2 protein-coding genes are annotated in these 10449 nt (G+C 47.4%); both read right to left on the bottom strand.

Translation table 11 applies throughout. The features are described 5' to 3' along the window. Positions 1–228: 228 nt before the first annotated feature. Positions 229–4677: an endo-alpha-N-acetylgalactosaminidase family protein gene (locus tag RQP52_RS01155; RefSeq protein ID WP_315948945.1), complete on the bottom strand. Its 4449-nt coding sequence runs from the start codon at positions 4675–4677 to the stop codon at positions 229–231. Positions 4678–4894: 217 nt separating this feature from the next. After that, positions 4895–9664: a DUF4073 domain-containing protein gene (locus RQP52_RS01150; RefSeq protein WP_315948944.1), complete on the bottom strand. Its 4770-nt coding sequence runs from the start codon at positions 9662–9664 to the stop codon at positions 4895–4897. Between the last annotated feature and the right edge of the window lie 785 nt (positions 9665–10449).

Below are 10449 nucleotides of genomic sequence, written 5' to 3'. Positions count from 1 at the left end.
ATTTCTGCTACACTTCAACCAATAAATGGAAATTATCTATCTAATTCCTCAAGTTTCGTTAGAAATGAAGCGAATCGACTGAAATAACTGCACATTTTCCAGGTATTTCTTCAAAGCCCTAATCCGCGCTATTTTTAATTGTAGGAATTCCAGTTGCTCGCCAGCGAACAGGTTGCGCAAACAAATACCGCCAGGATGAAGTTCCATCCTGACGGTATTTGATGTTAGCTATTGGATAATCTGACTAGCCACTTTCACAAGATCGTCTAGATCAATTTTGTTATCTCCAGTAACATCGGCTTTCTTCACAAGCAACCAATCCGGGATATTCCAATCTTTTCCATAGTTGGCTGCGATCATGGCAAGGTCGCCAATCGACACTTTGTTGTCGCCATTGATATCGCCCGGCGTGCCTGGAGCAGGAATTGTGATGGAGACGTTCGCCGATCCAAGCGTTGCGCTCGTCTCGTGTCCCGTTGCATCCCCGAGCACCGCCGATTCAACGGCCAACCGAGCTGTTGCCGGCTGCGTGATGTCTTTCGCTTTAAAAGTCAGCTCCAGCACATCGCCGCTGCCGCTGATTGCATGACCCGCTCCTTCACTCGCAACGATGAAGCGAACTTTGCCTGGTGTTGTTTCTGATTTGGACACCAAGCTGATACCCAATTGAGCAGGCTTCGCTGAAACAAGTTCCATTAGCGAAGTATCGTAGCTTATCGTTAAATCCTGAGCGTAAACTGCTTCGGTAACATTGGATAAACTCAGACCTACCGTAAATGTTTGCCCCGTTTGAACAGAGCTAGGTGCGATCAACGTAGTTGCTGGTACACTCACTACTTTCGTGACGGTAACTTGTGCTGTCGCATGGAAATTGCCGTCAGCTGTTGTCGCTGTAATGCCTGCAGTACCTGTTTTTAGGCCAGTTACGATTGTTTTGCCTCCGACAATTTCAACCTTCGCAATCGATTCATCGCTGCTGGACCAAGTCACATTCTTGTTCGTCGCATTCTCCGGCTGCACCATCGCCTTCAATTCCACGGTGCCGCCTTCAGCGATAGAAACATCCGTTTTGTCGAGCACTACGCCTGTCACTGCATGTACGGTCTCATCTGTCACTCGGATGTTATCTACAACAAGCTGGCCTCCGAGCTCGGCACTGCTGTTATCTGCTCCCTTCAGGATAGCGAGGTAAGCATTTTTGGCATTGTCTGTCGTGAACGTCAAGTCAACTGTACTTGCTCCCGCTGGCAACGTTTTGGTGGCCAGATCTCTCGCTGTGCCGTTATCATTCACACGAACGGCAACTGTGAACTGATTAGCCACATCCGCCTTGGCCTGCATCGTCAAATGGTACTTTTCATTCGTGTCGAGACGCAGGGTTTGCGGCAGTGTACGCAGCCATTCGCCTGCTCCACCTTCATTTGTTTTCAACGAGAAGCTGCCATCCAACACATAGGATTTCACTTGATTTTCGCCTTTTTCCACCATATGCGTCTGCACATTGCCTGCCTTTCCATAAACAAAAGGCCCCCAAGCTTCATCGACATTCTCGAAATCTTCGTTCAGAACAGCGCCTGCTTGATCTGTTTTCCCCGGATTCTCCCAAATCCGTACATCGTCGAAAGATACCGTTCCAGCACCTGGCGCTACATTCAGTGCAAGTGTTGCTTTATCGCTTACTGCATCAAAGTTTACTTTTACACGTTGGAAATTCGTATTGTAATATTTGTGCTGTGGAGCAAAATATTTCAGTTTCGTATCTTCCAAGTAGTTGGAAACTTCATTGTCGCCTTGTTTCACACTAATCGACGACTTGCGATCCGCTCCGTATACGTTCACCCAGACGGATGCGCTGTAGGTTTTGCCTGGCTCAAGTCCTGTAATAACCTGCTCTACTTTCGCATCTTCAGGCCCTTTTACTTCCAAATAATCGTCAGCGTTGCTGTTTTTCTTGAAGCTGATATGATCCGTTGTTCCAGCGGAAGACGATTTACTCCAAGTTTCCCACTTATGACTGTCAAATCCCGGATCTTTGACCGGACTGCCATCGCCCCAGATCGTCTCCGCCTCTTGCGGCGCTGCTGTCTTGTACAGCACATAACCGACATTGGACTCGGCGCTCAGCGTCACTTGCCCGTTCGATACGTTCACGTCCCCGATAAATTGACGATCTGTATCCGTAAGCTTATACAGCTTCGCAGTCTGTACACCGCTCCATGATGCAGGAACCTTCCATGTTGTGCTGCCGCCAGCTGGATTCCAGTGGTAAATCTTATCTTCTTTCACCGGATCCCAAGGGATAAAGATCGTGCTGTTACTAATATCGGTGGAATCCGTCATAATCGCGATATCATTGCCGTCTTTCGTCAGATGAATTTTCCCGTCTCCAGCACGTGTTACCGATACGTTGCCTGCAAAATCGACGCGATCATTCGTCATTTTCATAATTGGGAAATGCTGCATGTACTTCGTCGGTAAGTTCTGGTTAAAGAACGTTTTCGTCACTTCTTGATAGCTGTAGAATTGGGAGTTAGGCTGCCAATAACCGATGCCGGACTGCTTGTTGCCTTTCAAAAGCGCATCGCTCATGAAGCCGTCCACATTCGTATTGCGAATGAACCTGACAATTTTACTGTCATCGCCTTGATTCGGATACCCTGGATCTGTTCCCCAGTGAACCCATGAGGCTTGTTCTTGCAATGGGCCTGCAAATTCCGTGCCGAGCATCCAGCCGTTGCCGTTAATATAATCGGCCAGCTTCTTCGCGTTCCAGCCTGCGCCTGTATAAACATCGACATACACGAAGTCCAAATTATCGCCTGTATCTGCTTTCAACATATCCAAGCGACGTTTCAATTCACCGGACTCAATGTCTTTGCGTTGGTCAACATAATACGCTTGATCGAGCCAGCCCCAGCCTTTGCTCAGCGGTGCAATCATGTTCGCCATTTTCGTTTGGAATGCATCCAAATGGTACTCCGTGGCGTTAATGTGCACGCCGCCTTTGATGTTATACTTCTTGCCTTCCGTCAGGAAGTAGTTGAAATCATCCTTCCCGCCTTGGCGAATACCGATATGCCCGCCATAATCCGGGTGCGAATCGTCGTGTCCTTCCGCTTGATAACCTTTCTGCAGGACAATTTGGCCGAACTCGTCAGTCAGATGGGCAATTTTCTTGGCATGGTCCAGCGAACGCAGAAATGGCATACCTGTTGTTGCGATGTTCATGCTAATCCACGAGATATTATTTTTAATCATGTCGCTTCCGTAAGGCATATCGGAATGGCTGCGGTACACGATGGCGCCGTCTTGCCAATCAAGAACTCCGTCATTATTCGCATCCGGCGTAATAATGACTTTCGACCATGGCAGCTCTTCCGGTGCCGGTGCAACCATGCTTTCACGGTACGTCCAAGCGCCGTTAGCTAGTGCAGCAACTTTCTCGCCAGGTGCTCCATCCGATACACTAGAACGAACTTTATCGTTGCCATTAATGACATTATTGACAATCGTAGCCGCCAGTTTATCGGAATTGACGAAGCCAAAAGTACGGCCGCTTGGATTCAAGTTTTGCGCTCCGTTTTTCAGGTCGTTGTATTCTTCAAATACTTTATTCCACTCACCGGTGAACCACGCTGCCGTCTCCTGTGCTTTCGGCTGTGTCGAAGATACAGAGACTAAACTATGGTTCGGGAATTCAATGGTTTTCACTTTCGTCGAACCGGTTTCTTGAATGTCGGTGAACTTCATATCCAGTGTATTGTCCACCACTTCCATTTTCACTTTCATTTGGACAGCCAGCTCTTCCACATTCATCGTGTAGATCACGCTGTTGCCCACTTTTTCCGCCGTCGTCTTCGGCCAATACTCTTCTCCATTGATTTTCACAGCGTAAAGATAATTTTTCTGGCCGTTCATGACAGCGCCGGTTGCTTTCCATACATAGTTGTCTACACGCGGAAATGTACTATCCAACTCGGCTTTCAGCGTACCCGATTCTGATACAAAATTAACGGCATTCGGGTCCGGCTTAGGCGGTGTTGGCTTCGTATAAGGGGTTACCTTCGTATCATCAAGGTACATCGTTTTACTATCGAACCAAGTTCTCATGCCGATTTTACCTGGAGCAGAGGGCATATCTCCAACGGTTGCGGAGGCAATTTTTTCTCCATCGATCCATAAAATAATATCCGAGTCCACATATCTCAGTTTAATATCATAAGTTTGGTTGGTAGACATAGCTTTGGAAGCGATCGTGCCATAGTATTCCGTACCGTTTTTCAAGTAATAGTAGAGCCAACTCCCGTTATCAAAAACAACACCAGCAAAGTTATTCACATCAACATACCGGAACAAAAAGCCATAACGGCCTTGCCCGCTCTCGACCTTCAGCTTTGTTTCCAGCTCGGCGTTCTGATAGGAGGGCGAATTATCATCCACCATCAACGTTACCCCGGATGTAACAACTTTGAGCATATTGTTGACTACGCTAAAAGTCGCGTTGCCCGAGGCTTTCTTCCAACCGCCAACCTGTCCGTTATTGTAGTCCTGGAAATAAGCATCCCCATCGGCAGCTAATACTGTACCTCCCGGGACTACGGCATACATTTGCAAAGCTGTAAGTAAAGCTAAAGAAACTGTAACGCTTTTTTTCAACTTGCGACTACTGGACTTCATACAACCATTCACCCTCCCTGATTAGGTTCCCCTGTTTCCCAAACTTTCGCGTAATTCCGACATGATACGACATGTATCATTGAAGGCGCGATGTAACACCTTTGGCATGCCTTAATCATACTTTCTTTGCAAGCGCATACAAATGATCTTTTTTGCTTTAGTTTTGATGTTTTTTGAACCAGGCTACCCTCCCATGAGGAGAGGATAGCCTCGGTGATTATTTCAAAATTTTGGCAGCTACTGCCACAAGATCATCAATATCTACTTTTTTATCATGATTAATATCCGCTGATTTGTATAGATTCCAATCCGCATCTGCTTCGGTTTTTCCATAAGCTGCGGCTACCATAGCTAAGTCTCCGATCGAAACTTTGCTGTCTCCGTTCAAGTCGCCTACGATTGAATTAACGGTAATTTGAATATTTAGGGAGCTATCAGGCACGGAAGTTTCTACGCCTTCACCATTTGCAATTTTCAGGTTAGATAGCGTGAAATTTGCACTTTGCGCATGTAAAATCGCTTGGGCTTTCCAATGCAGCTGTAGCATATCACCATTCGCATTAGCCGAATTTGCACCTGTACTTGCTGTAATAAAGCGAATCTGGCCAGGCTTTTCTGCTTTTTTGACAATGACCAAACCATCTTTGATAGATTCTGCTGAAAGGAAAGTCACAAGCTCAGGATTATACGTAATCGTTACATCCTGCGCATACACCTCTCCTGCATGAGTCAGTCCATACGCTGCTGTAAATGAATCTCCTGCTGCAACTGAGCCCGGGCCTGTCAAAGAAGCTGCCAATTCGATTGGATTCGCTGTAAACGCAAGCGATATCGTCAAACCTGCTGCATTTGTTTCATTCGCTGCAACGCGAACCAATACGGTTTGATTTCCGCTAAATATCGGGATTCGATCAGCATGATACGAAGTGTAACTCAGCCCACCGTCTACCGAGTATTCCATGTTTTCATCTGCGCCAACAATGACATCGTTCGTGTCATCAGCTGTTACATTTGGCGCTGCTATGGCAGGCGTGTATTCAAAAGCATCGATGGCGCCAATTTTATCCACAGCTTGCGCGCTTTTTGTCCCTTTGACGACAACTTTAATCGTATGCTGCCCTGCCACAAGCCCTGTCTTGCTGTAGAGAACAACCTGTTTGATCGTACTAGGCGCGTAACAATCGATATCCGCTTGAACCAGCACGCCGTCCAAATACACATCGACATTTCCCATATTCCTCTGTTTCATGCTAATCAACTGAATGGAGGTGCCGGTAAACGTAAACTGCGCAGAGTCACCTGCTGTGTTGCTGTATTTCTCAGTACCACTGTAGTCCCCACCATCGCTGTAATTATTCCACGAACCCGTGTAGACAACAGCTGCATCGCGATCATCGACTTTTATCGATGGAACGACACCACTAGCCTTTGTAACAGTCACCTGAGCTGTCGCCCGGAAGCCTCCATCCGCAGATGTTGCCGTAATTTCGGCTGCGCCCTCTTTCAGTCCTGTAACAACTGCTTTGCCGCCGACAACCTCAACTTTGGCGACCAATGGATTGCTGCTTGCCCAGCTGATGTTTGGATTGGTCGCATTCGCAGGCTGAATCGTGGCGGTTAACTGCACCGTCTCATTCTCTCTAAGTACAACAGCCGATTTATCCAACGTAACGCCTGTTACTGAGATATCGGAGGTCGGCCTTGTGTTCGTATACGTGATGTCATCAATGAACAGCACTTTATTATCGAACCACGTTCTCAGACCTATTTTTCCGGGGACATTGAGAATATCTCCGACGGTCGCGGAACCGGCCAGTTGACCATCGATCCATAACTTCATATCCGAATCAACAAAGCTCACTTTGACGTCATAGGTTTGGCCATTCGTAATCGCGACTGAAGACAGATCACCATAATGCTCAGTACCGTCTTTCACGTAATACCACAGCCACTTGCCCAAGTCATAGATAACACCGGCGTAGTTGTTCACATCGTTGTATCGGAACAGTATCCCGACTCTGCCCGTTCCTGTCTGAACCTTCAACTTCATGGCCAAATCAGCATCTTTATACACAGGCGAGTTATCGTCCACCATAATAGCTACAGGGGCAGAGGCAACTTTCAAAGCATTATTCTCAACGCTGAACGTGGCGCTTCCCGTCGTTGACGTCTTCTTCCATCCTCCAACCTCTCCGCTATCAAAATTTTGCAAATAAACATCGCCTACAAAGGTATAGGCCGTCGTTTCCGCACTCGTGGCAGATAATGTCCCATTCGCATCTTTGGACCATACAACGAAACGGTATAACTGTTTCTCGCTAAGTCCAGTTACTTGAAGGCTCGTGCTAGCAGCCGCCACCTCGATGCTTTTCACTTTATTCGCACCTTGATAGACGTCAACAACATAGCCCGCAATGTTAGCACCGCTGCTCGGAGCCGTCCATTTCAGATCAACACTGGTCTCCGTATGCGCAGGGGATTCCACTTTCGACGGTGGCAGTGGCGGTGGTGTTACACTGGAAATAATGACGTACTTTTGCCCAACTTCGGTATTGAACGTAATCATATCACCGCTAACAGTGTAACTGACTGGTGTATTGTCCCCTTTTAAAACTTGATACTGCCCGGTATGCGTAAAAGTCTTACTCTTTAATTTAGCGACATTTCCTTGTAAAGAAGTAATCGAAGCGCTCTTCAAAATCGTACCGTCCCAGCTCATATCCACGTCAAAATTGCCCCTTGCCTTCAAGCCCTTCACATCCCCTTTGGACCAAGCCATGGGTAGAGCCGGCAGCAAATCGATACTTCCTGTATGACTCTGCAAAAGCATTTCCGCAATGCCTGACGTTGCCCCAAAATTACCATCTATTTGGAAGGGCGGGTGTGTATCGAACAAATTGGTATTCGTGTTCGCATCAAGCTGTCCTTGCAATATTTTCATAGCATGATTGCCATCCTGCATACGAGCCCACAAATTCAATTTGTTCGCCCGGCTCCAACCCGTTGCTTCATCTCCGCGCTGTATCAATGTTACTTTCGCTGCATTAAATAGATCAGGCGTTGTCACATTATTGATCAGATTGCCGGGATATAAGCCTACAAGATGAGAGATATGGCGGTGTTGATCGTTTGGATCATCGATATCTTCTTTCCACTCCTGCACTTGGCCGTATTTCCCGATTTTGGGCATCGAAAGTCTGCTCCGTTTATCCATGAGCTCATTTCGGAAATCCGCATCCATTCCAAGCACATTGCTCGCCTCGATGCAATTCGTAAATAATTGCCAAACGAGTTCTTGATCGTAGGAGTCCCCGATACTTAACGTCCCATGCTCAGGCGAAACCCCTGGCGTAGAGACCAATGTGCCATCTTTATCCGTAACAAGCGTTTTTGTCCAAAATTCGGCTGCTTCTTTCATAATGGGGTACAGCTTATTCTGCAAGTAGGTCTTATCGCCCGTAAACAAATATTTCTCCCACAGCTGTTGGGAAAGGAACGCCCCCGCCGCCGGCTGCCATCCCCAATTGCTGATATCCCAGCCTGGCGCTGTATAGCCGAAAACGCTTGTAAAAGTATGGATCGTCCATCCGGAACCGGTTACTCCGTGATGCTTCTGGGCTGTAACCCGGCCTGGCGCCCGCAAGGAATCAATAAATTCAACATAAGGGATAGCTGTCTCGCTTAAATTCGTTACTTCCGAAGGCCAATAGTTCATCTCAAGATTAATATTGGTGTGATAATCCGCTCCCCATGGCGGTGTGGTGGAATTGTTCCAGACACCTTGCAGATTGGCTGGAAGCGATCCCTCTCGAGACGAAGCGATTAGCAAATACCTGCCGTATTGGAAAAAGAGTGACTCTAGCGCACTGGTGCGAGTGCTTCTGTAACTGGCTAACAGTTGATCCGTCGGTATCGTTGCAATCTGATCATTCAGATTCAAGGATACCCGCTTAAAAAGCGACTGATAATCAGCCAAATGCCGCGTCCGCAGCGCTTCATACGTTTTGGCTGAAGCTGCTGCCAGCGTATTGTTTACGGTTAGGTGCGGATCCGTTCCCGCATAATCGGGATAATGGTTAGCATAATCCGTCGCTGCCGACATGAGAATGGTCACAGAACTTGCCCCTGCAACCGTCAATTTTCCGCTGCCAGCCGTAACGGTTCCGTCATCCGATTGAACACGGAACTGGGATTCGTACGCCATTCCATTTTCGGATAGCTTACCGCTAAGGGTCAGCGTGTTGCCTATTGCTGTAATAGAAGGTGACGTTTGTGGACTTGTAACCTTGACATCAAAGTTCAATTGATTCGGTTGACTGCTCGTAAGCCGCATCGCCATCACGTTATCCGGATAGCTCATAAAATACTCACGCGTATAGTCAATTCCGTTCTGCTTGTATGTCACACGTGCAATGCCATCTTCGAGATCGAGCTCTCGCCGATAGTCGGACACCGTTACAGAGGCTGGCAGCGCAAAGTCAAAATAAATATCGCCGAAATTTTGATAATTACCGAATTGCGGATAATCATTCAACGTGCCCGTCAAAAATTGTTCGGCAATGGACGAGGCTCCAGCTACATCCCCGCTCGCCAATTTCTGCCGGACGTCCTCTAAATGATCAGCAGCACCATCCCGGTTGCCGTCTCTTCCGCCCCCAGCTTTGGAACGCGGTCCACCGGTCCATAACGTCTTTTCGTTAAACTGAAGATGTTCCTGTTCCACACCGCCAAAAACCATCCCACCCATGTAACCGTTCCCAATTGGTAGCGCTTGTGTTTCCCAATCCGTTGCCGGCTGCCGGTACCATAAGGCCAGGTTATGAGCCGGGGCTGGGGCGGATCCCGTGTAAGTAATCGCTGCTGCCGCATGTGCCGTATTCAACGGGAAGAGGGTTGTCATGCCGGTAAAGCCGGAAGAAATACAAGCTGCCATCATGACACTTAATAAAGCTTTCTTCTTGAGGGGCGTCTTCAATAATCTACGCAAATCTATCACCCTTTCTGTTTTTGTGTTGCCTTGCCAGTGAACACTACAAATCGTAGCAGTAGTTTTTTCTTCTAACTATTAAAAATTTTACGCAAAACGTTGATTATTTTCCTATTATATTGTTCTACAGAATATGACAAAATAACACATGATACGACTTGTATCATAGGAGGCATGCAAAAATAAACGTCTTCGTCTTAGGACGAACGTTTTTTTTGAGACCCTCCCCTGCTCTTTCTCCCCATGGGGAACTACAGGGCGCTATTTTGCCGAAAAGCGGAGGGTGGGACACTGGAGAGTAACTACAGGGTCTTATTTTTGCAAAATGGGACCCATTTTCAGCGAAAATGCCGAAATAGCGGCCCACAATTCCCCTTTCACCTGAAAAACCTGTGTTTCCGAGAAATAGCGCCCTGTAGTTCCCACTAACCTATGCAGAGGCTCTTGAACAATAAATAGCCTCTGAAAATCAAGCTACTTTACCCACCTTCCACGATCCAACCAACTGTACTCACCATTCTGCAACCTTCCACCTCACCAGACACATAAAGACTAGCGGAGAATTCCGCTACGGCAGATCATAAGAGAACTGGCATCCTCTATTTCGAAGATACCGTGCTTATTTCCGCGATGAGAGGAACTACAGGGTCTTACTTTCGGAAAATGAGACCCATTTTCAGCGAAAATGTCGAAATAGCGGCCCACAGTTCCCTCTAGCTCGCTCAAACGGCTAATCTCGCTGAAATAGCTCCCTAGCGTTCCCTTATTTGCACCTGCACTTGCAC

The sequence above is a fragment of the Paenibacillus violae genome (assembly GCF_032461945.1).
GTDB lineage: Bacteria > Bacillota > Bacilli > Paenibacillales > NBRC-103111 > Paenibacillus_E > Paenibacillus_E violae.
This window is presented reverse-complemented; position numbering and strand designations above follow the sequence as displayed.

What these genes read in the sequence shown, in the direction of transcription:
- RQP52_RS01155 (WP_315948945.1), bottom strand. Translation starts at nt 4,677, where the DNA reads ATGAAGTCCAGTAGTCGCAAGTTGAAAAAAAGCGTTACAGTTTCTTTA.